Below are 19,248 nucleotides of genomic sequence, written 5' to 3' on the forward strand. Positions count from 1 at the left end.
TGATCGATCACTGGGCCGTACTGCAAATGGACGCGCTACAGCACTACACCCGGATTACATAACTCGAAGGTTTCGCTGACCGCCTTGCTTTGCCCGGTCAAATGCAGCGAAGTCCCGGTCTTGCCGGCTTCGCGCTGAATCACTGCCAGCAGTTGCAGGCCGGCGCCGTCCATCTCGGTGACCTGTGAAAGATCAACCTCCAGGCGTGCGGCAGCTCCGATCTGTGGCAATAGCCTGGCGGCCAGTTCGGTCACGGTGTAGATCGTCAACTCGCCGTCTATCTGCACGCGTGCAGTGTCGTTGGCGCTCTCGTCTGGCGTGGGCATGCTGGCCTCCAGGGGCCTGAGTCTCAGGGCAGGATCAGCTTGGAAACCGCTGCGAGCATTTGTGCCGGCTGAAACGGTTTGACGACCCACGCCTTGGCGCCTGCGGCCTGACCTTCGGCCTTTTTCGATTCCTGGGATTCGGTGGTCAGCATGATGATGGGCGTGAACTTGTAGCTGGCCAGCTTCTTCACTTCCTTGACGAAAGTGATGCCGTCCATGTTTGGCATGTTCACGTCGCTGATGATCAGGTGCACTTTCTGCCCGGTGAGCTTGCCCAGTGCATCCTTCCCGTCACAGGCTTCGATAACGTCGTATCCGGCACTCTTCAGCGCGATACCGACGACTTGCCGGACGCTGCTTGAATCGTCGACCACCAATACACTCTTAGCCATGATTTACTCCTAGAAAAACGTGATTTCCTGCGAATCCTGCTGTGCTGCCGATTCACCTCGGTGAGTGCGACGCTGCTCGTCGGTCGCGTAGGTGGACTCCATGCGCGCCAGCCATTGCCGGGCGTCGATGGCGACCGCCTCATCAGGGGATTGGCTAGCCTGCAGAAGGTGCGCGTGCAACGAGTCGATGTTGTCGCGTACGTGGGCGAGAATCTGGCTGACCCGGTCCTGAAACTGCAGGTTCACCAGAACCTCGGTCATTTCGTCGCGAATCCCGTAGCTCTCCTGCTTGAGCAGGTCGGCGGACTCGGCCAGGCGACCGGTGATGCTCTGGAAGCGCTCCAGTACGTTCTGAATGCTTTGCTCGGAAGCGGCCACCGAATGGCTGTCCTGATCGGCGCCGCTCGATGCAGCCTGCACCAGCTGGGTGATGGCGTTGTTGATGATGTCGACCTTGGCGGACATCTGCTGACCGGTTTCGCTGGACTTGCTCGACAGGCTGCGCACCGCGTCGGCCACCACGGCAAAGCCACGGCCCGCTTCACCGGCACGCGCTGCCTCGATGGCCGCGTTGAGGGCCAGCAGGTTGGTCTGTGCGGCAATCGCTGCAACGTCGGCGGCCATGGTGCGCAATTCGCCGGTGTAGGCGGTGAGGCTGCGCACCTGGGAGAGCGTCTGGTCGCGGCTGGCCTGGGTGGATTTGAGCGAGTCGATTACCCGGCTTAGTTCGCTGTCGCTCTGCGACAACACTTTCAGCGCACCATCGGCGTTCTGACCGTCCAGTTCACCGGCAGCGTGCTGAGACGCCTGCACGGTTTCCTGCAGGCGCTCGGAAATGCCCATGAAACGCGTGCTCAGCTCGACGATGGCGGTTTCGGTCTGCTGGCGCGAGCTTTCGACCTGCTTGGCCCAGATCGGCATGGCACCAAGGAGGATTTCATTGAACTGGGCGCTGGAGGCCATGGCGCTGCTTTGAGCGCTATGTACCTGATGATGGTCCAGCGCCTGAGCCACTGCGTGGCGCACTTCGTTCTGCTGTGAGCGGGCAGACCAGGCACAAGCGCCGAAACCGATCACCAGCAATGCAGCGCAAGCCACCAGATTGACGGTGCCCATGCCGAACTGAGAGAGAATCCAGGCAATGGCGGGGACGACGGGAATGAGTGAGAACCAGATGAAACGCGGATGACGTTGCGCAGGAGTGCTACTGAATTGATTCGACATCATGGGTTCGATCCCTGAACAGTGCAGCGTTGTACACGACTCAATGGTTATCTGCGCGCCGCAGACAAACTTGATACCAGTACGAGAGCCTTCCGTCCGATTGCTTGGCGCACAACCCGATCCGTTAAAGGTAGCGGGTATTCGGGGCACCGCAAGTCGGCGCAGCAAACGCGTTGGCAGAACAGCCGGATTCACTTAGGAGAGGACGCAGAGCGTCCAGAACGGCATGCGACGCAGAGCGCCGCACGATAGTGAGATGATCGTTCCTCACGCTCCAGCGTGGGAATGCATTTCACGACGCTCTGCGTCGCAAGAGGACGCGGAACGTCCGGAATGGCATGCGACGCAGAGCGCCGCACGATAGTGAGGTGATCGTTCCTCACGCTCCAGCGTGGGAATGCATTTCACGACGCTCTGCGTCGCAAGAGGACGCGGAACGTCCGGAATGGCATGCGACGCAGAGCGCCGCACGATAGTGAGGTGATCGTTCCTCACGCTCCAGCGTGGGAATGCATTTCACGACGCTCTGCGTCGCAAGAGTACTCGGAACGTCCGGAATGGCATGCGACGCAGAGCGCCGCACGATAGTTGCGGTGATCGTTCCGCACGCTCCAGCGTGGGAATGCATTTCACGACGCTCTGCGTCGTCAAGAGGACGCGGAGCGTCCGGAATGGCATGCGACGCAGAGCGCCGCACGATAGAGGGGTGATCGTTCCGCACGCTCCAGCGTGGGAATGCAGTTCACGACGCTCTGCGTCGCAAGTTCTACGCTGCGCCGCACAGTCAAGAGCGAACGCAGAGCGTCCAGAACGGCATGCCCACGCGAAGCACGGGCACGGCGGTGTTCTCCCGTACGCCTCTCGTCTTGCGTACCTTAGTGCAGCTTCATCCGCGGCTCGGTGCCTTTGCCGATCTTGCTGCCCAGCATCAGCATCAAGGTACGGAAGGTGCCGTACAGCGCCATCTGGTGCATGCGGTACAGCGATACATAGAACATGCGCGCCAGCCAGCCTTCAAGCATCACGCTGCCCATCAGGTTACCCATCAGATTGCCGACCGCCGAGAAGCTCGACAGCGAGATCAGCGAGCCGTAGTCCTTGTAGGTGTACTCAGGCAACGTCTTGCCTTCGATCCGCAGGCGCAGCGATTTGACCAGCAAGGACGCCTGCTGATGGGCGGCCTGAGCGCGCGGCGGGACGTTGCGGTCGGTGCCTTTTTGCGGGCAGGCCGCGCAGTCACCGAAGGCGAAGATATTTTCGTCACGGGTGGTTTGCAGCGTCGGCAGCACTTGCAACTGATTGATCCGGTTGCTTTCCAGGCCATCCAGTTCCTGCAGGAAGGCCGGGGCACGGATACCTGCCGCCCAGACCTTCAAGCTCGCCGGAATGACCTGCCCGGTAGCAGTGATCAAACCATCAGCCGTCACTTCACTGACTGCTGCATTGGTCAGCACCGTCACGCCGAGTTTTTCCAGCGTCTTGTGCACCGGCGCGCCGATGCGCTCAGGCAGCGCGGGCAACACCCGTGGACCGGCTTCGATCACCGTGATGCGCAGGTTTTCCGGCTTGATCTGGCCCAGCCCGTAAGCCGCCAGCTCATGCGCCGCGTTGTGCAGTTCTGCCGCCAGCTCGACACCGGTTGCACCGGCACCCACGATGGCCACGGTGATTTCCTGTGCGCTGTCGGCCTGGCCGGCGTGGGCGCGCAGGTAGTGGTTGAGCAGTTGCTGGTGAAAGCGCTCGGCCTGCTTGCGGCTGTCGAGAAACAGGCAGTGTTCTGCCGCGCCCTTGGTGCCGAAGTCGTTGGTGGTGCTGCCCACGGCGATGACCAGCGAGTCGTAACCCAGGCTGCGTGCCGGAACCAGTTCTGCACCGTTTTCATCCAGCGTCTCGGCCAGATGAATCTGGCGGCTGGCGCGATCCAGCCCGGTCATGCGCCCGAGCTGAAACTGAAAGTTGTTCCACTTGGCCTGAGCCACGTAGTTCAACTCGTCCTCATACGAGTTGAGCGAACCGGCAGCCACTTCGTGCAACAGCGGTTTCCAGATATGCGTCAGGTTGGCATCAACCAGCGTGACACTGGCCGTGCCTTTCTTGCCCAGGGTCTTGCCCAGACTGGTAGCCAGCTCCAGACCGCCAGCGCCTCCGCCAACGATAACAATACGATGCGTCATAAGGATTACTCGGAAGGTTTAAGGAATTCGGGGGGAGCTCGATCTTCGCGAGCGCAAGGCAGCTCATAGCGTCAGAAGGCTCAATAAAGGGTTCATCACCACACTGTCCGGTTCAGGAGCGGCCTGCGCTCGACTGGATGCCGGTGTGCCTGAAGGTACTCTTCGACACACCTTTGCGGTTCCGGGTTCAGGTGGCTGCTCAATTTATGCGTTGTCTCAAGCGTGCTGACGGGCAGGGGGCCAGGGATCGGTGATTTCCAGCGGCTCGACCTGCAGCGTATCGTCCAGGCGGATGATGCCGCTTTGTAACACTCGCGCGGTGATTCCACCATGCCCGCGCACCGCCTGGAACGTCCCGTGACCAAGGCGCTGCTCAAGTCGCGCACAAGGTTGACACCAGCCGGTGGTTTCGAAAATCGCCTGACCGATCCGGAAACGTCGATTCTTCAGGCTGAACAGGTTGATGCCACTGATCACCAGATTGCGCCGCAAATCCTGCGGCACGATGGGATTATCCGCCGCGCGGTTCAGCAACGAGCCAACCACCGCCAGATGCTCCCACTGGATCAACGTCACCTGCCGCGCATTGCGCGGGCCGGGCCGCGAGTGATCGCCGGTCAGACCCGCTTCGCGCCGCGCTTCCACGGCGTCCAGCTCGATCATCTCGACCCGCGATTGCGGACGTACGCCTATCCAGCGCACACGACCTTGTTGCGGCACATCGGCCAGCAGTTCCTGCAAGGGGCTCATAAACTGATTCCAACATCGAAAACGACACTGCGCCCCAGATTGGTACGCAGAAAATCCGGAGCGCCGGGATGCGCGAACAATACCCGAGCGAAGGTCGGCCCCACCAGCGACAACGAGCGCCAGCCCTGACGCAGGTATTCGGTCGGTGGTGGAAAGTGACTGTTGAGGTCCAGCACCTCGCGTTTGAGGCTGGCGAAGGCGATGATATCCAGCCCGCCCAGGTCAATGCCGCGTTCGCGATAATTGGTGGATTTCTTGCGCAGGGTAGGGGCAAGTCGGTGCAGCAGTTCAGAGGCCGGAATCCGCTTGGGCTTGGCTTCCCGACGTACCAGTTGGCTCAACGAAAAAGCGCTTCGTCGTCGCGCCAGTTCCTCGCGCCACTCGTCATTGAGACGCCGCCCCTCATCCAGCACGAAAAACACCTCGAAGCGCCCGTCACGAAACAGCACATCCGGCGGCTCCTGACTGGCAGGCGTGAAGTCCTCATTGCGATGCGCAATGTTCAGCCCCTGCAACAGGCGCTGACAAACCCAACGCTCACGCTCCCACTTCCGCGCATTGGAAAGAAAGGCGTTGGCTTGTTCGGCCTGGATCGTCAACAGGCGCAGGTAGTCTGAGTCATCCATAGGGCCAAGCTTAGCGTTCAAGTTACCATGACTGGAAGAGTGAATGCAGGGGTGTAGACTGGCAATTCATTTTTTGATCGCTTGCGAAAAAATGCCCGCAGGCGCCGTTTTTATCGAGGATCGACCTGTGAAGCTTCTGCCCATTCTGCTGCTGGCCTTGCTGCCCCTCACCGCCAACGCCCTGCAAGTCGGCGAGCGTCTGTCTTCCTGGACACTGCTCGATCAATACGACCAGCCCTACACCCTGAACAACCAGACACAAACCCTGCTGGTCGCACGCAGCATGGACGCCGCGAAACTAGTCAACGCTGCCCTTCAGGACAAGCCAAAAGGCTTTCTGGAATCACGCCACACGGTGTTTGTCGCTGACATCCAGAAAATGCCAACCATCATCGCCAAGATGTTCGCCATCCCCAAAATGCGCGATTACAGCTACCGCGTAATGCTCGATCGAGACGCGCGCATCGTGCCGCAGTACGCAGGCGACGACGATAAAGTGCTGTGGTTACAGTTGCGCGACGGGCAGTTGGTCAGTCAGCAGCAGTTTGGCAGTGCTGATGCGTTGAGGGCTGCGTTGGAGCATAAATGATCGCGGGACATGAGCGTCGTGGGAGCGAGCTTGCTCGCGAAAGGGCCATCACAGGCGTCCTGAGATGCGGCTGAAAGATAGCCCTCGTAGTTGCGTAAAGCGAGTTGCTTCACATCGACTTATTATCAATGTCCCCTGTGCGGAGCCTCCAGATCACCCGAGAACAACTCATCCTCGGCATCCGGGCTCACCGGAATTGCATGCTCTTCAGAAGCCCAGGCCCCCAGGTCGATCAGTTTGCAGCGCTCGGAGCAGAACGGGCGGCTCGGACTGGCGGCGCTCCATTCCACCGGGGCATCGCAGGTTGGGCATTGGACGGTCATTGGTTGGCTCATGATTGGCCTCCACGCAAAGTAAGGTAAAAGTGGTGCAGCCGCTCGACTTCGCTGTTCAGCCAAGCGTGATCGCGGTCGTTGACCAGCACATCGTTGGCATGACGCAGGCGGTCTTCACGCTGGATCTGCACCTTGAGAATGGCTTCGACCTGCTCCTGGCTGGAGCTGTCGCGCAGCATGGTGCGTTCTATCTGCAGGTGCGCCGGAGCATCGATCACCAGCAGCCGCTGAACCATGCGGTATTGCCCGGACTCGACCAGCAGTGGCGAGACCAGAATGGCATACGGCGATTTGGCCTTGGCCAGATGGCTGACGATTTCCTGATTGATCAGCGGATGCAGCAGCGCTTCCAGCCAGCGCCGCTGCTCGGGGTTTTCGAAGATCAGCTTGCGCAGCGCGCCTCGATCCAGCTCGCCGCTGGTCTGCAACACGCCTTTACCGAAGTGCGCCGCTATCTGCTCCAGCGCCGGGCGCCCGGGCTCGACTACCCAGCGGGCGGCATGATCGGCATCCACAGTGTCGACGCCAAGGTCGCTAAAGCACTTCGCCGCTGCACTTTTACCGCTACCGATGCCGCCAGTCAGGCCAAGAATCCAGGGTTTTTCATCAGGGTGAGTCATCTGAAACCGGCAAACTGCATGTAAGAGTCGGTTATTTGACCACCCCAGAGCAAAGCGATCCACCCCGCAATGGCCAGATAAGGACCAAAGGGGATAGGCGTACCGCTTTCGACCCTGCGCACACGCATCATGATCACCCCAAGCACCGCGCCCACCAGCGACGATAACAGGATGGTCAACGGCAAAATCTGCCAGCCGCCCCACGCGCCCAGCATGGCCAGCAACTTGAAGTCGCCATAACCCATGCCTTCCTTGCCGGTCACCAGCTTGAACAGCCAGAACACCGACCACAGCGCCAGATAGCCGGCCACCGCTCCCCACAGCGCATCGTTAAGCGAGGTAAACAGCCCGAAAGCGTTGACGATCAGGCCCAGCCACAGCAGTGGCAGCACCAGAGAATCAGGCAACAGTTGGTGATCGGCATCGATCAGACTCATCGCCAGCAGCCCCCAGCTCAGTACAAGCATCGCCGCCGCCTGCCAACCAAAGCCGAAATGCCAGGCCACGTAGGCTGATAGCACCGCGCAGGTCAGCTCGACCAGCGGGTAACGTTTGCTGATCGGCGCTTTGCACTGCGAACATTTACCGCGCAGCAGCAGATAGCTGATCACCGGCAGGTTTTCCCATGGGCGGATTTTGTGTGCGCAATGCGGGCAGCTGGAACGGGGACGATTCAGATTGAAGACGGGTTGATCGGGTTCGGCGGGCAGGCCGAGCAGTTCTCGGGATTGGGCTTTCCAGTCGCGCTCCATCATTATTGGCAGGCGGTAGACGACTACGTTGAGGAAGCTTCCGATGATCAGGCCGAGGATGCAGCAGGTGATGACGAAGGCCAGAGGGGAGCTGGCCAGGAAATCGAGGAGGGGCATGTCAGACGACGTTTCCGAGTTTGAAAATGGGGAGGTACATCGCAATGACAAGGCCGCCGACGATGACACCCAGCACAGCCATGATCATGGGTTCCATCAGGCTGGTTAGGTTGTCGACCATATTGTCGACCTCATCCTCGTAGTAGGTCGCTACCTTGTCCAGCATATTGTCCAACGCGCCTGATTCCTCGCCTATGGCCGTCATCTGGATTGCCAAGCTTGGAAAAACACCGGTCGATCGCATCGAAAAATTCAACTGCATGCCTGTGGAAACGTCTTGTTTGACCTTGTTTACAGCGTCTCTGAAAACAACATTGCCGGTAGCACCTGCAACTGAGTCAAGTGCCTCCACTAGAGGAACGCCTGCTGCGAATGTTGTTGCAAGTGTCCGCGCGTAGCGAGCTACGGAAGACTTGAAAATAAGCGGTCCAATGATCGGTACTTTCAGCAGAAACCGATCAATATTATCGCGAAATTTTTGAGACTGCTTATAAGCTCGTTTGAACAAAAAAGCGCCTACGAAAAAAAGACCAACTATTGCTAACCACCATTTCTGTACGATATCTGATAAGCCGATTACCATGAGAGTAAATGCGGGTAGCTCTGCGCCAAAGCCTGCAAAAACTGACTGAAACTGCGGCACCACTTTGATGAGCAAAATACCTGACACGATAATTGCGACGATCAACACAGCAATAGGGTATGTCATGGCTTTTTTGATTTTTGCTTTGAGCTTTTCAGTCTTTTCCTTGTAGCTAGCGACGCGGTCCAAGAGACTCTCGAGTGCACCTGCTTGCTCGCCCGCATCGACCAAATTACAAAACAGGTCATCGAAGTATTCCGGTTTCTGTCGCAGAGCCGTCGCAAAGCTGTTCCCTGCCGACACCTCCTGCTTGAGTGAGCCAACCAGTGCACGCATGTTCGGGTTTTCAGCGCCCTCACTAATAATGTCAAACGACTGCAGCAGTGGCACACCGGCTTTCATCATCGTGGCCATCTGTCGAGAAAAGAACGCGATATCCAACGGCTTGATCTTCTTGCCCTTGCCGAAGATGGATACAGCCTTCTTGCGCACCTTGATCGGATTGATGCCTTGCTTGCGCAGTTGGGCCTTTACGAGTGCGAGGTTATGGCCGCTCAGTTCACCACTGGTTTTGGTGCCTTTTTTGTCAACGCCTTCCCACGTGTAAACGATGACTTTGACTGCCTTGCTGGCCATGTTTAATCCTTGGTTACGCGGTTGACTTCTTCAAGACTGGTGATGCCTTGCATGGCTTTGGACAACCCTGAGGTTCGCAGGTCATTAAATCCGTCCTTGCGCATCTGTCTGGAAATCTCCAGCGAGTTGCCTTCTTCCATGATGATGCGCTCCAATTCAGGTGTTTTTTTAACCACTTCGTAAATACCGACCCTGCCCCTGTAGCCCCCGTTGCACTGCTCGCATCCCACTGGCCCATAGATTTTGAACGTACCAATCTTTGCTTCCGGAAAGCCTTCCTGGATCAGTGTCTCGCGAGGAATATCCAGTTCTTTCTTGCAATGGCTACACAGCTTACGTGCCAGTCGCTGCGCAATAATCAGGTTGATTGCTGTAGCAATGTTGAACGCCGCAACGCCCATATGATGCAGTCGTGTCAGCGTTTCCGCAGCACTGTTGGTGTGCAGTGTGGAAAGCACCATATGGCCGGTCTGCGATGCCTTGATGGCGATTTCGGCGGTTTCCAGATCTCGTATCTCACCGACCATAATTACGTCGGGATCTTGACGCAGGAATGCGCGCAAAGCCTGAGAAAAGTCCAGCCCCTGACGCGGGTTGACGTTGACCTGATTGATGCCTTCCAGATTGATCTCCACCGGATCTTCGGCTGTGGAAATGTTTATGTCCACCGTATTAAGGATATTCAGACCTGTATACAGGGAAACCGTCTTGCCGGAGCCCGTGGGGCCGGTTACAAGAATCATACCTTGTGGCTGTTTCAGAGCTTCCAGATAAAGTGCTTTTTGTTCTGGCTCGTAGCCCAGAGCATCAATGCCCATCTGCGCACTGGTCGGATCAAGGATCCGCATCACGATCTTCTCGCCCCATAGCGTGGGCAAAGTATTCATACGAAAATCGATGGCTTTGGTTTTGGACACCCTTAACTTGACGCGTCCGTCCTGCGGTTTGCGCCTTTCCGAAATATCGAGGCTGGCCATGACTTTCAAGCGCGCGGCAATACGGTTTGCCAGATGAATAGGCGGCCTGGCAATCTCATGCAAAATACCATCGGTACGCAGGCGCACGCGAAAGATCTTTTCGTAGGGTTCGAAGTGCAAGTCGGATGACCCTAATCGGATAGCATCCATCAGCATCTTGTTGACGAAACGTACCACCGGGGCGTCGTCAGCGTCATTCTGCGTAGCAAGGGAGGTTTCCTTGCCGTCGGCCGGTTCGATGTCCAGACCCAGATCTACATCTTCCAGAGTGCCCAGACCGCTATCACTGTCAAAAAAGCGATCTATAGCAATAGTCAGCTTGTCATCTTCGACCAGAATCGCTTCGGTGTTCAGGCCAGTGCTGAACTGAATATCAGTCACCGCCTGATGATTGGTCGGGTCCGAAATCCCGATAAACAGTTTATTACCGCGCCGCCACAGCGGCAGTGCGTGATGTTGTCGAACCAGCTTTTCACTAACCAGGCCTTTAGGCTGGCTCTCTTTGTCCAGACTGGCGAGGTCCATGAATGGCACGCCAAACTGGTCGGAAGCCATCTCTGCCAGTGTCAGACTTTTGACCAGTTTGTTCTGAACCAGATAGCTCACCAACGAAATCTTGTCGCGGCGCGCCTGTTGATACGCTTGCTGCGCAGCAGATTCAGTAAGTAGCTCGGCGAGGACCAATTGTTTGGCCAAGCCAGTAAGGACAGCATCAGTCATAAAACCACCAGACACAGACAATGGGTGGGTTATAGCGCAGTCGGGCTGTGCTGCCAAATGACTGAGAGCAATGTGACGAAAATTGTCAGTTTCTGTTGATTTCAGAGCGCCAATTCCGGCAGATACGCGGCATCGACAATGTTGGAGGCTGAAAAGAGACTTTGGCACGACCTATGCTTTCACGCTCCCAAGGCACTACCTAATTGACGCCTCGGAGAAGTAGACATGAACGTACAAAAAGGCTTTACGCTGATCGAATTGATGATCGTGGTCGCGATCGTTGGTATTTTGGCTGCGGTGGCTATTCCGCAATATCGGGATTATACGATGCGGGCGCGCTTCTCTGATGTTGTTTCTGTAGCCAGTACCTATCAGACGGCAGTCGCAGTTTGCATCCAAACTCAGGGCGTTGCGGCGGGTTGTAATCTGAATACTAACGGTATTCCAGGTACTCAAGCCACAGCTAACGTGGGGGCCGTAGCGGTTACCGATGGAGTAATTACCGTTACTCCTACAGCTACTACAAACGTAGCCTCAACCTTGATCCTGGCTCCGGTACTGGGTGCAGGCGGGATTACTTGGAACAAGGCTAATAGCGGCTGTCTAGCTGCGCAGGCTCCTGCTCCGATTCTGTGTACGCTTTAATTTCTTGATGATTATGTTACAAGTGCGAGTTGTGCCGGTTGCTTGAACCGCCGCGAACAGGTGGTTTGAGCAAACGGATAGTAAGTTCAATCTTGTTCCTTGTCACCGAACGGAAAAGTCCGAGCATAACTGCTCGGGCTTTTGCGTTTCAGATGTCGTCGTTATTTCGGGTTTACCTCACCACCCCATCAACCCGCGCCCGCCCCTTAAACCTCCTCCTCACCCCAACCACAACCATCACCACCAACAACCCCACCACCACAAAAAAGATCGTATTAAAAATCGGAAACGGCTGATCACGGCTCGTCACCGCCTCAACCTCTGTCACGTTGGGGAACATCGACAGGATCGTTATGCGCCAGCCGTAATAACGAATCAGTGCCAGTTGCTGGGAATCGCGCGAGTAGCCCTGGGCTTTGGCCTGGATGTCGGCGGAGTCGAATTTGAAGTACCACGGGAAGCTCCAGCCGGTGTCTTCGTTGCGGTAGACCACGACTTTCTTGGTGTCCGGGTCTTCGGTGTTGATGAAGTACACGTCGCGGGTCGGGCCGTCTGCCGGGTTTTCGGCGTTGATGACGCCGTCGGCGTCCATTCTTTTGACTTCCACGCCGGTGATCATCACGACATCATGGCGCGGCAGGACGTAGTAGAGGCTTAATGCGCCGATCCCCAGTGCAACGAATACCACAAGCCAAATCGACCTTCTCAGCCACTTCATACCAGCGTCCTCTGTTTAAAATTGCGTGACTTTGCCCTAATCCGAACATTTCGAAGCAAAACAGTTATTACAAAATTCGACAAGGCCGTTGCTGACGGCGTTGTCTCCCGGAGATTGACATGATTTGGTTCCTTGAAGGGCAATCCAGCCAGCGTGAAGTGATCATGGGGGCGCGCGATGCGCTGCCTGCATCGGTACAGATCATCGCTTCGCATCGCCAGCAGCGTTCCGAAATCACCGGGCAGGCCGATATGGCGCTGCAAGAGCCGGTCGATAACGACGAGCGTATCGACTGGGTGCTGCAGACTGCTCGCTCGCTGGGCGTCAAGATTATTGTCGCCGGGCGTATAGGCAGCTTTTACGAAGCGCAGCGTGCGCGTTTTGTCGCTGAAGGGTTGGACCTCGTTACCGGCGGAACGTCCCTGCAGACCTTCATGGATGTCGATGACAAGAGTCGTTTCACGGCGGCGGCCGAGGCGGCGGGGCTGGCGTGTATTCCGGGGATTGCCGTCAGCAATGCCGAGGAGTTGCAGACGGCTTACGATGCGTTGGCGGTGTCTGGCGAGGTGTGTATCAAGCCGGTGGTCGGGATTTACGGGCGCGGCTTCTGGCGCTTCAAGACCGGCGTTGACGATTTTCGTTGTTTCGCCAACCCCGATGCGCGTGAGACGACCTTTCAGGCGTACCTTAATGCTTATCGTCAGGCCGATGATGTTCCCGCCATGCTGCTCATGCCGTACATGCCGGGCAGTGAGTGTTCGGTAGACATGGTTTGCGAGCACGGCAAGGCGGTCGCCTCTGTCGGGCGGCGCAAGGTGGGGCTCAATCAGACTTTCGAGCGTGACAGCGAAGCGGTACAGCTGGCGGTACGTGCGGCGGAGCATTTTGCCTGCGACGGGCTGATCAATGTGCAGACCCGCGACGACGCGGATGGCAAGCCGCGCTTGCTGGAGATCAACCCGCGTTATTCAGGCGGCATTGGTTACACCCGTGAAACCGGCATCAACCTGCCGGGTATTTTCGCGGCCCGGCGTCTCGGCTTGAAAGAACCGGAAACACATTGGCTCGAAGATATCCGCGTCAAGGCCATCACGGTCGCTGTACGGGCCTCGGTTTGATCGTGATAATAGATTTTTGCTATCACTAATCGCTCTTATCAGGGAGGATCGGGCATGAAGCTTCTTGCGCCAGGTGCAAACACTGCTTTAGCTAACGCCCACTGTTCCTGGAACCTGGAGAGCGGTAAGTCTTCGGCTTTTGGTGAGTACGCAGCGGTCGCCTTGCTGGCGGTCAACGACAAACGCCAGCCAATGGGTGATCCGGCGCTGCTGCATCAGGAGCAGGGCTGGATGGAGTGGAGCGGCGGCCCTCAGGACGTTGGCTGCACGTTAAGGCTGGACAGGTTGCCGACGGGCAGTGATCGCGTGCTGCTGATGGTCTACGTCTACGCCGCCATGGGGCCGATCCGTGATATTGCCAGCCTGCACCTCAACGTGGATGGTGATATCGAGCACCGCCTGGACCTGCGCGATAACGGCGAAGCGGCGATCATCATCGGCGAGTTCTACAAGCGCAATGAGCAATGGAAATTCCGCGCGCTGAGCGAAGGCTCGGCGTATGGACTGTCGGCGTTCGGGCGCAAGATCGGTCTGGACGTGGACGATCGTCATCCACGCCGCCCGTCTGCGGGTTCGGGGGGCGGACCGCGGCATGAGTCGGCGACCGGCACGGCGTTCGTGGTCGGCCCGGCGCACGTCATGACCTGTGCGCATGTCATCGAAGACATGGGCGTGTTCTACATCATTTCACTGGAGGGCCGTTACAAGGCCGAGCCGGTGGTCATCGACCGTCGCAACGACATCGCGCTGCTGCGCGTGCAGGGCGCACCGCTGTTGTCTCCGGTTACATTCCGGGACGGGCAGGGCTGTGAGCCGGGTGATACCGTAGCGGTTTTGGGCTATCCACTGGCGTCCATTTCAGGTGGCGGGTTGCAGGTGACTCAGGGCGGGATCTCCGGTCTGTTCGGTCTGCACAACGATGCCAGCCTGTTTCAGTTCACGGCACCGATACAGCCGGGGTCCAGTGGCAGCCCGTTATTCGACAACGGGGGCGCGGTGATTGGCATGGTGACCTCAACCGTACCGGACGGGCAGAACATGAACTTCGCCGTGAAGTCCGCACTGTTACTGGCCTTTCTGCAGGCGTGCCGCATCGACGCTGCGCATGCCCGCCCGGAAAGGTCGTACACCACCACAGAAATCTCACGCACCGCTCAGTCGTCGTTATGGCTCGTTGAAGCCTCTCGCCAATGAAGTTGGTGTTGCCTGGCTGGTCTGCAGGCGTCAGGGGCTGCGGCCCCGCTAATCAGGAATTTATCGATGGACAGCAGCGCAGCTTTTTCCAACCCTACAAAGCTTCGTGCTGATCTGCTTCGTGGTCGCCTCGATGTCAGCGTCGATTCGTCGACCATCGCTCCGGATTCACTGTTCGGCTTCGCCGAGCGGCGTAACCCCAAGCGCGCGTTTCTCTTCGTGTCCCGAGTCTTGGGGCGCCATATCCCTGCGCGTCCAGGCGTGATGCTGAAAAGTTTTCAGGACCTGGCGCACAAGATCCCCGCAGACCTGCCCGGCCCGGTGCTGGTCATCGGCATGGCCGAAACGGCTGTCGGCCTTGGTGCCGGCGTACACCGTGCCTATAGCGCAACGCGCCCGGATGCCTTGTACATGGTCAGCACGCGCCATCCGACCGGCAGTGCACTGTTTGCCCGCTTTGAAGAAGAGCACAGCCACGCCAGCGCTCATCTGATCCACCTGCCCGTCGATCCGGCGTTACGCGAGATGATGCTCGGTGCCCGTTCGCTGGTGCTGGTCGATGACGAGGCGTCCACAGGCAAGACCTTCATCAACCTGCATCAAGCGTTGGTTGACGCCGGCTTGAGCAAAATCGAGCGGGTGGTGACCTGTGTGCTCACCGACTGGTCGGCGGGCGCGGTCAGTACCTCGATGGGCGCAGTGGCAGAACAGGTTTCGCTGCTGCAAGGCTCTTACTTCTTCGATGAAGACTTAAGCGCGCCGCTGCCTGAGATGCCGGAAGTCGGCACCGTTGCCATGGGTGACTGGCCGCTGGTCACCGCCAACGATTGGGGACGCATGGGTGTGCTCTCGGTGGCCGATACGCTGGCACCCGGTATTACCATCAAAAAGGGCGAGCGCATTCTGGTGGTTGGCACCAGCGAATTCGTCTGGCGTCCGTTCCTGCTCGCCGAGCGTCTGGAGAAAGCCGGAGCCGACGTGCACTTCAGCTCCACCAGCCGTTCACCGATTGCACTCGGTCACGCCATCGACCATGCGCTGTCGTTCTCCGACAACTATGGCCTGGGCATTCCCAACTTCCTCTACAACGTGCGGCCGGGTCAGTTCGACCGGGTGCTGATCTGTACCGAAACCCCAAGGCAGGCGGTGCCTGCCGAGTTGATCGAAGCACTGAACGCCGAGGTCATCTGCGATGAGTAACGACCGCCCGCTGATCTTCGTCGATCTGGACGACACCCTGTTCCAGACCGCGCGCAAAACCCCGGCTGGCATTGAAAAGCACGTCGCAACGCTGGACATCACGGGTAATGCCAATGGCTACATGACCAACGTGCAGAAGTCGTTCGCGCACTGGCTGCTGGCGCATTCCGATGTGGTGCCGGTGACGGCGCGCAGTGTCGAGGCCTACAGCCGGGTCAAACTGCCGTTCACCGCAGGTGCGATCTGCTCCCATGGTGGCGTGATGCTCGATGTCATGGGACGGCTGGACCATGACTGGAACGAACAGATGAAACAGACCCTGACCAGTTACCAGTCGCGTCTGCATGAGCTGTCGGCGACGACACTGGCGATCGGTCAGGAACTGGGTTTTTCACTGCGCGGCTGGGTGGTCGAAGAGGCGCAACTGTTCCATTACGTGGTGACCAAGCACAACGAGAGCGATGACAGCATCCTCGGCAAAGTGCTGGCCGAAGTGCAGGCGCGTGGCTTGCTCGACGGCATGCATATTCATGGTAACGGCAACAATCTGGCCTTTCTGCCCGAAGGGCTGGCCAAGCGTTACGCGGTCCAGGAGTGGCTGCGACGCGACAAGGCGATCAATGGCGAACGCCCGGTGCTCGGTTTTGGCGACAGCATTACCGATCTGGGTTTCATGGAAGAGTGCCACTGGTGGGCGACGCCTGCCCGCAGTCAGTTGGCGAAAATGTTTGTCGGAGCCGCGCATGAGTGATCCCGTTCACGGGCTCGATACGGTCGGTAGTGGCAGTTACCTGCACGACGACGTGCATTTCCTGTTGCGCGGCGTGGCGATGCAGACCACCAGCGTCGAGGAGAAGGAGCGCCTGATTCAGACGCGACAGAAGCACTATTCGGAAATGATCAGCGAGGAGTCAGCGCCCAGCGTCGCTCACAAGGCGCTGTATGAGCGGGCGCTCAAGCAGAACGGCGCGCGCATGGCCGAAGATGTACAGGCCCTGGCCCAGGCGCTTGACCGCGAGTGCCCAGGCGCTGAAATCATTCTGGTGTCGTTCGTGCGCGCCGGTCTGCCGCTGGGTGTGCTGTTGCGACGGGCGCTGATCGATCTGGGTCGCGAAGCGCACCACTACGGCATCAGTATCGTCCGTGATCGCGGCATTGATACGGTGGCGCTTGAAGCCATTATTCAGGCCCACGGCGCGCAGAACATCGTGTTCGTCGACGGCTGGACCGGCAAGGGCGCGATTTCGGGGGAGATCCGTCGCAGTCTGGCGGGCGATACGCGCTTTCCGGATCAGCCACGGCTGGTGGTGCTGGCCGATCCGTGCGGCAGTGCCTGGCTGGCAGCGTCGGCAGAGGACTGGGTGATTCCTTCCGGCATTCTCGGTGCCACGGTGTCCGGTCTGGTTTCGCGCTCTATCTGGCCGACGGACGGCGGGCTGCACGGTTGCGTGGTGTACGAGCAGTTGCGCGATCACGACGTCACGCAGTCTTTTATTGAACAGATCGACAGCCAGCGTCGTCAAAACAGTTCTACGCTCACACTGACACCCTGGACGCTGCCTCAGCGAACCGAACTCAAGGCCGCCGCATTACAGGTGGTTGACCGTCTGGCCGAGCGCTTCGGGATCAATAACTTCAATCGCATCAAGCCGGGCATTGCCGAAGCCACCAGAGCGGTCATGCGCCGCGTGCCGGATCATGTACTGGTGCGCAACCTGGCTGACAGCGACGTGCAATTGCTGTTGCACCTGACCGAAAAAGCGGGGATTCCCGTCGAAGAAGTTGGCGATCTCCTGGGGCCCTATCGGGCTGTGACCATCATTCGGAGTCTGAGCTAATATGGCCTTATTCTCGCCTTATGCGCTGGGGGCAACGCTGTACATGCCCGCGACCCGGGACGATATCGTCGATGTGGTGTTCGGTGAAAAGATTCCCGAGCTGCGTTCGCTGGTCGTCTGTCTGGAAGACGCCGTAGCACTGACCGATGTCGACACGGCGTTACTCAATCTTCGTCAGGTACTCACCCGTATCCGCGATCGTGGCGGTCGTCCGGCCGACGGTCCGCTGCTTTTCGTGCGTCCAAGAGACGCTGCGATGGCGCGAATTCTCAACGACTGGCCGCTGATGGCGCACGTCGACGGTTTCGTTGTTCCCAAGCTCTCGCTGAAAAGTCTGACGAACTGGGAGCAGGCCGTCACCAACCCGGCGCTGGCGTTGATGCCTACACTGGAAACCCCTGAAGTGTTCAATCCGACAGCGATGGTCGAGTTGGGGGAAGCCTTGAAGGCCAGTCTGTGCGAGCGGATCATTGCGCTGCGCATCGGGGGCAATGACCTGATGGGCTGCCTGGGGCTGCGCCGCAATCCGGCCATGACCCTGTACTCGACGCCGATGGGGTATGTCATCCCCATGCTGGCGGGTGTCATGGGTTCGCAGGGCTTTGCGCTTACCGCTCCGGTGTTCGAGCAACTGGCTACTCCGGACATTCTGGAGCATGAGCTGGCGCTGGATATTGCCAATGGATTGGTCGGTAAAACGGCAATTCACCCCTCGCAGGTCAATATCATTCAGAATGCGCTACGCGTCAGCCTGGAGGACATCAACTCCGCCCGGATGATTTTGAACTCTGTGGCCCCCGCAGTGTTCAAGTACAACGACGCGATGTGTGAACCGGCTACCCACTATAAATGGGCAACCCACATCATGGAGCGCGCCAAATGGCATGGAGTGTTATCCGCACCCGCTTCGATCATGGATGCCAGCATTCGACTCGCTGAGGCAGTTAGCTAGATGATAGAACCTGACCTTGAAACCGTAGAACCTGATCTTGAACCTGCAGGCCCCGATCTTGAAATCGAAGTTGAACAACGCCTGTTGGCGGTTTTCGATTTTGACGGGACCATCACCCGACACGACAGCTTCGTGCCGTTTCTCAAGTTCGCCTTTGGGCAACGAGCCTTCTCTGTGCGTATGGCCCGGCTGGTATTGCCGAGCATCGGCTTTCTTGCCAAGCGCGTGACCCGCGACGAACTGAAAGGGCGCCTGATCAAGGCCTTCCTCAGTGGCGTCGAAGTGCAGTGGCTGCAGCAGAAGGCTGAAGCGTTCTGCCAGTCGCACTGGAAACGCCTGATGCGTCCTGCCGCGCTGGAGTCCATTGCCGCTGAAATCGAGAAGGGTGCCATTGTCACGCTTTGTTCAGCATCGCCTGCTATGGTCCTGCAACCTTTTGCTGATCGCCTGAAAGTAGAGCTGATCGGTACCAATCTGGAAGTGATCGACGGCAAGCTGACCGGCTTGATCGAAGGCAGCAACTGCCGTTGCGACTCGAAAGTTGCACGCCTGGAGAGCGTTTACGGGCCATTGACCCAGTTCCGGGTTCGCGCCTGGGGCGACACCCGAGGTGACCACGAATTGCTCGCCGCTGCTCAGGATGCGCACTGGCGTTTGTTCCATCCGACGTGGCGTCGAGGCCGCTATAAAGGCCCCGTTAACGCCAAGTTACACAATCCTGATGGCAAAGACGGGCCAACACGGTAAGGCTGTAACACTTTT

The 19,248-nt window shown here is 58.3% G+C and carries 22 protein-coding genes; 9 read left to right on the forward strand and 13 right to left on the reverse strand.

Going from position 1 to position 19,248, the window contains the following annotated elements; translation table 11 throughout:
* Window positions 1-35: 35 nt before the first annotated feature.
* The 7 genes from AO388_RS08680 to AO388_RS08705 all read right to left on the reverse strand — a co-directional run bounded on the left by AO388_RS08680 (window position 36) and on the right by AO388_RS08705 (window position 5,492).
* Entirely contained in the window at window positions 36-326 is a 291-nt protein-coding gene (locus AO388_RS08680; RefSeq protein WP_003403294.1) for an STAS domain-containing protein, read from the reverse strand.
* 23 nt (window positions 327-349) lie between these two features.
* Window positions 350-718 carry a response regulator gene (locus AO388_RS08685; protein WP_002553206.1) on the reverse strand — a complete coding sequence of 123 codons (369 nt, stop codon included), beginning with the start codon at window positions 716-718 and terminating at the stop codon, window positions 350-352.
* A 9-nt stretch (window positions 719-727) separates the two neighbouring features.
* Window positions 728-1,945 (reverse strand): methyl-accepting chemotaxis protein, encoded by a 1,218-nt coding sequence (locus AO388_RS08690; RefSeq protein ID WP_083515785.1) that lies wholly within the window; start codon window positions 1,943-1,945, stop codon window positions 728-730.
* An 872-nt stretch (window positions 1,946-2,817) separates the two neighbouring features.
* Window positions 2,818-4,116 carry an NAD(P)/FAD-dependent oxidoreductase gene (locus AO388_RS08695; protein WP_003430739.1) on the reverse strand — a complete coding sequence of 433 codons (1,299 nt, stop codon included), beginning with the start codon at window positions 4,114-4,116 and terminating at the stop codon, window positions 2,818-2,820.
* A 95-nt stretch (window positions 4,117-4,211) separates the two neighbouring features.
* Window positions 4,212-4,448 carry a DUF3094 family protein gene (locus AO388_RS29610; RefSeq protein WP_223886507.1) on the reverse strand — a complete coding sequence of 79 codons (237 nt, stop codon included), beginning with the start codon at window positions 4,446-4,448 and terminating at the stop codon, window positions 4,212-4,214.
* Entirely contained in the window at window positions 4,333-4,866 is a 534-nt protein-coding gene (locus tag AO388_RS08700; protein WP_003317783.1) for an MOSC domain-containing protein, read from the reverse strand. The genes AO388_RS29610 and AO388_RS08700 overlap by 116 nt, the downstream gene beginning before the upstream one ends.
* Window positions 4,863-5,492, reverse strand: a complete 630-nt coding sequence (locus AO388_RS08705) for a DUF1780 domain-containing protein (protein WP_003345130.1) — start codon at window positions 5,490-5,492, stop codon at window positions 4,863-4,865. The genes AO388_RS08700 and AO388_RS08705 overlap by 4 nt, the downstream gene beginning before the upstream one ends.
* A 127-nt stretch (window positions 5,493-5,619) precedes the next feature.
* On the opposite strand from AO388_RS08705, the gene AO388_RS08710 reads away from it, so the two are divergent.
* Window positions 5,620-6,081: a hypothetical protein gene (locus AO388_RS08710; protein WP_003345128.1), complete on the forward strand. Its 462-nt coding sequence runs from the start codon at window positions 5,620-5,622 to the stop codon at window positions 6,079-6,081.
* Between the two features lie 125 nt (window positions 6,082-6,206).
* Here AO388_RS08710 and yacG read toward each other — a convergent pair whose 3' ends face one another.
* The 5 genes from yacG to pilB are packed head-to-tail and all read right to left on the reverse strand — an operon-like array spanning window position 6,207 to window position 10,821.
* Window positions 6,207-6,416, reverse strand: coding sequence for a DNA gyrase inhibitor YacG (gene yacG / locus AO388_RS08715; RefSeq protein ID WP_002552020.1), 210 nt, complete (start codon window positions 6,414-6,416; stop codon window positions 6,207-6,209).
* Entirely contained in the window at window positions 6,413-7,036 is a 624-nt protein-coding gene (coaE, locus tag AO388_RS08720; RefSeq protein ID WP_003414821.1) for a dephospho-CoA kinase, read from the reverse strand. The genes yacG and coaE overlap by 4 nt, the downstream gene beginning before the upstream one ends.
* On the reverse strand, window positions 7,033-7,905 hold the full coding sequence (locus tag AO388_RS08725) for a prepilin peptidase (RefSeq protein WP_058416303.1): 873 nt from the start codon (window positions 7,903-7,905) through the stop codon (window positions 7,033-7,035). Before AO388_RS08725 ends, coaE begins: the two co-directional genes overlap by 4 nt.
* A 1-nt stretch (window position 7,906) precedes the next feature.
* On the reverse strand, window positions 7,907-9,124 hold the full coding sequence (locus AO388_RS08730; protein ID WP_058416304.1) for a type II secretion system F family protein: 1,218 nt from the start codon (window positions 9,122-9,124) through the stop codon (window positions 7,907-7,909).
* A 2-nt stretch (window positions 9,125-9,126) separates the two neighbouring features.
* Window positions 9,127-10,821, reverse strand: a complete 1,695-nt coding sequence (pilB, locus tag AO388_RS08735) for a type IV-A pilus assembly ATPase PilB (protein ID WP_058416305.1) — start codon at window positions 10,819-10,821, stop codon at window positions 9,127-9,129.
* Window positions 10,822-11,046: 225 nt separating this feature from the next.
* Here pilB and AO388_RS08740 point away from each other — a divergent pair, with 225 nt between their 5' ends.
* Complete coding sequence (locus tag AO388_RS08740; protein WP_058416306.1) at window positions 11,047-11,466, forward strand: pilin; 420 nt, start codon at window positions 11,047-11,049, stop codon at window positions 11,464-11,466.
* Between the two features lie 172 nt (window positions 11,467-11,638).
* Here AO388_RS08740 and AO388_RS08745 read toward each other — a convergent pair whose 3' ends face one another.
* Window positions 11,639-12,184 carry a DUF1523 family protein gene (locus AO388_RS08745; protein ID WP_003371273.1) on the reverse strand — a complete coding sequence of 182 codons (546 nt, stop codon included), beginning with the start codon at window positions 12,182-12,184 and terminating at the stop codon, window positions 11,639-11,641.
* Between the two features lie 119 nt (window positions 12,185-12,303).
* On the opposite strand from AO388_RS08745, the gene AO388_RS08750 reads away from it, so the two are divergent.
* The 7 genes from AO388_RS08750 to AO388_RS08780 all read left to right on the forward strand — a co-directional run bounded on the left by AO388_RS08750 (window position 12,304) and on the right by AO388_RS08780 (window position 19,233).
* Window positions 12,304-13,302 carry an ATP-grasp domain-containing protein gene (locus AO388_RS08750; RefSeq protein ID WP_003371275.1) on the forward strand — a complete coding sequence of 333 codons (999 nt, stop codon included), beginning with the start codon at window positions 12,304-12,306 and terminating at the stop codon, window positions 13,300-13,302.
* A 54-nt stretch (window positions 13,303-13,356) separates the two neighbouring features.
* Window positions 13,357-14,496 (forward strand): trypsin-like peptidase domain-containing protein, encoded by a 1,140-nt coding sequence (locus tag AO388_RS08755; protein WP_058416307.1) that lies wholly within the window; start codon window positions 13,357-13,359, stop codon window positions 14,494-14,496.
* A 66-nt stretch (window positions 14,497-14,562) separates the two neighbouring features.
* On the forward strand, window positions 14,563-15,696 hold the full coding sequence (locus AO388_RS08760) for a phosphoribosyltransferase domain-containing protein (protein WP_054082226.1): 1,134 nt from the start codon (window positions 14,563-14,565) through the stop codon (window positions 15,694-15,696).
* Window positions 15,689-16,447, forward strand: coding sequence for a hypothetical protein (locus AO388_RS08765; RefSeq protein WP_003371283.1), 759 nt, complete (start codon window positions 15,689-15,691; stop codon window positions 16,445-16,447). Before AO388_RS08760 ends, AO388_RS08765 begins: the two co-directional genes overlap by 8 nt.
* A complete protein-coding gene (locus AO388_RS08770) occupies window positions 16,440-17,534 on the forward strand; it encodes a cysteine protease StiP family protein (RefSeq protein WP_058416308.1) in 1,095 nt (364 codons plus the stop codon). Before AO388_RS08765 ends, AO388_RS08770 begins: the two co-directional genes overlap by 8 nt.
* A gap of 1 nt (window position 17,535) precedes the next feature.
* On the forward strand, window positions 17,536-18,486 hold the full coding sequence (locus tag AO388_RS08775) for an HpcH/HpaI aldolase/citrate lyase family protein (protein WP_003371290.1): 951 nt from the start codon (window positions 17,536-17,538) through the stop codon (window positions 18,484-18,486).
* Window positions 18,487-19,233, forward strand: a complete 747-nt coding sequence (locus tag AO388_RS08780) for an HAD-IB family hydrolase (protein WP_003371292.1) — start codon at window positions 18,487-18,489, stop codon at window positions 19,231-19,233.
* Window positions 19,234-19,248 lie beyond the last annotated feature (15 nt).

This window comes from Pseudomonas sp. ICMP 10191 (genome assembly GCF_001467335.1).
In the GTDB taxonomy this organism is placed as follows: Bacteria; Pseudomonadota; Gammaproteobacteria; order Pseudomonadales; family Pseudomonadaceae; genus Aquipseudomonas; species Aquipseudomonas cerasi.

Excerpts from the sequence above, each read along its gene's own strand:
- AO388_RS08680 (WP_003403294.1), bottom strand. The coding sequence starts at position 326 with ATGCCCACGCCAGACGAGAGCGCCAACGACACTGCACGCGTGCAGATA.
- AO388_RS08685 (WP_002553206.1), bottom strand. The coding sequence starts at position 718 with ATGGCTAAGAGTGTATTGGTGGTCGACGATTCAAGCAGCGTCCGGCAA.
- AO388_RS08690 (WP_083515785.1), bottom strand. The coding sequence starts at position 1,945 with ATGATGTCGAATCAATTCAGTAGCACTCCTGCGCAACGTCATCCGCGT.
- AO388_RS08695 (WP_003430739.1), bottom strand. The coding sequence starts at position 4,116 with ATGACGCATCGTATTGTTATCGTTGGCGGAGGCGCTGGCGGTCTGGAG.
- AO388_RS29610 (WP_223886507.1), bottom strand. The coding sequence starts at position 4,448 with ATGGTGGAATCACCGCGCGAGTGTTACAAAGCGGCATCATCCGCCTGG.
- AO388_RS08700 (WP_003317783.1), bottom strand. The coding sequence starts at position 4,866 with ATGAGCCCCTTGCAGGAACTGCTGGCCGATGTGCCGCAACAAGGTCGT.
- AO388_RS08705 (WP_003345130.1), bottom strand. The coding sequence starts at position 5,492 with ATGGATGACTCAGACTACCTGCGCCTGTTGACGATCCAGGCCGAACAA.
- yacG (WP_002552020.1), bottom strand. The coding sequence starts at position 6,416 with ATGAGCCAACCAATGACCGTCCAATGCCCAACCTGCGATGCCCCGGTG.
- coaE (WP_003414821.1), bottom strand. The coding sequence starts at position 7,036 with ATGACTCACCCTGATGAAAAACCCTGGATTCTTGGCCTGACTGGCGGC.
- AO388_RS08725 (WP_058416303.1), bottom strand. The coding sequence starts at position 7,905 with ATGCCCCTCCTCGATTTCCTGGCCAGCTCCCCTCTGGCCTTCGTCATC.
- AO388_RS08730 (WP_058416304.1), bottom strand. The coding sequence starts at position 9,124 with ATGGCCAGCAAGGCAGTCAAAGTCATCGTTTACACGTGGGAAGGCGTT.
- pilB (WP_058416305.1), bottom strand. The coding sequence starts at position 10,821 with ATGACTGATGCTGTCCTTACTGGCTTGGCCAAACAATTGGTCCTCGCC.
- AO388_RS08740 (WP_058416306.1), top strand. The coding sequence starts at position 11,047 with ATGAACGTACAAAAAGGCTTTACGCTGATCGAATTGATGATCGTGGTC.
- AO388_RS08745 (WP_003371273.1), bottom strand. The coding sequence starts at position 12,184 with ATGAAGTGGCTGAGAAGGTCGATTTGGCTTGTGGTATTCGTTGCACTG.
- AO388_RS08750 (WP_003371275.1), top strand. The coding sequence starts at position 12,304 with ATGATTTGGTTCCTTGAAGGGCAATCCAGCCAGCGTGAAGTGATCATG.
- AO388_RS08755 (WP_058416307.1), top strand. The coding sequence starts at position 13,357 with ATGAAGCTTCTTGCGCCAGGTGCAAACACTGCTTTAGCTAACGCCCAC.
- AO388_RS08760 (WP_054082226.1), top strand. The coding sequence starts at position 14,563 with ATGGACAGCAGCGCAGCTTTTTCCAACCCTACAAAGCTTCGTGCTGAT.
- AO388_RS08765 (WP_003371283.1), top strand. The coding sequence starts at position 15,689 with ATGAGTAACGACCGCCCGCTGATCTTCGTCGATCTGGACGACACCCTG.
- AO388_RS08770 (WP_058416308.1), top strand. The coding sequence starts at position 16,440 with ATGAGTGATCCCGTTCACGGGCTCGATACGGTCGGTAGTGGCAGTTAC.
- AO388_RS08775 (WP_003371290.1), top strand. The coding sequence starts at position 17,536 with ATGGCCTTATTCTCGCCTTATGCGCTGGGGGCAACGCTGTACATGCCC.
- AO388_RS08780 (WP_003371292.1), top strand. The coding sequence starts at position 18,487 with ATGATAGAACCTGACCTTGAAACCGTAGAACCTGATCTTGAACCTGCA.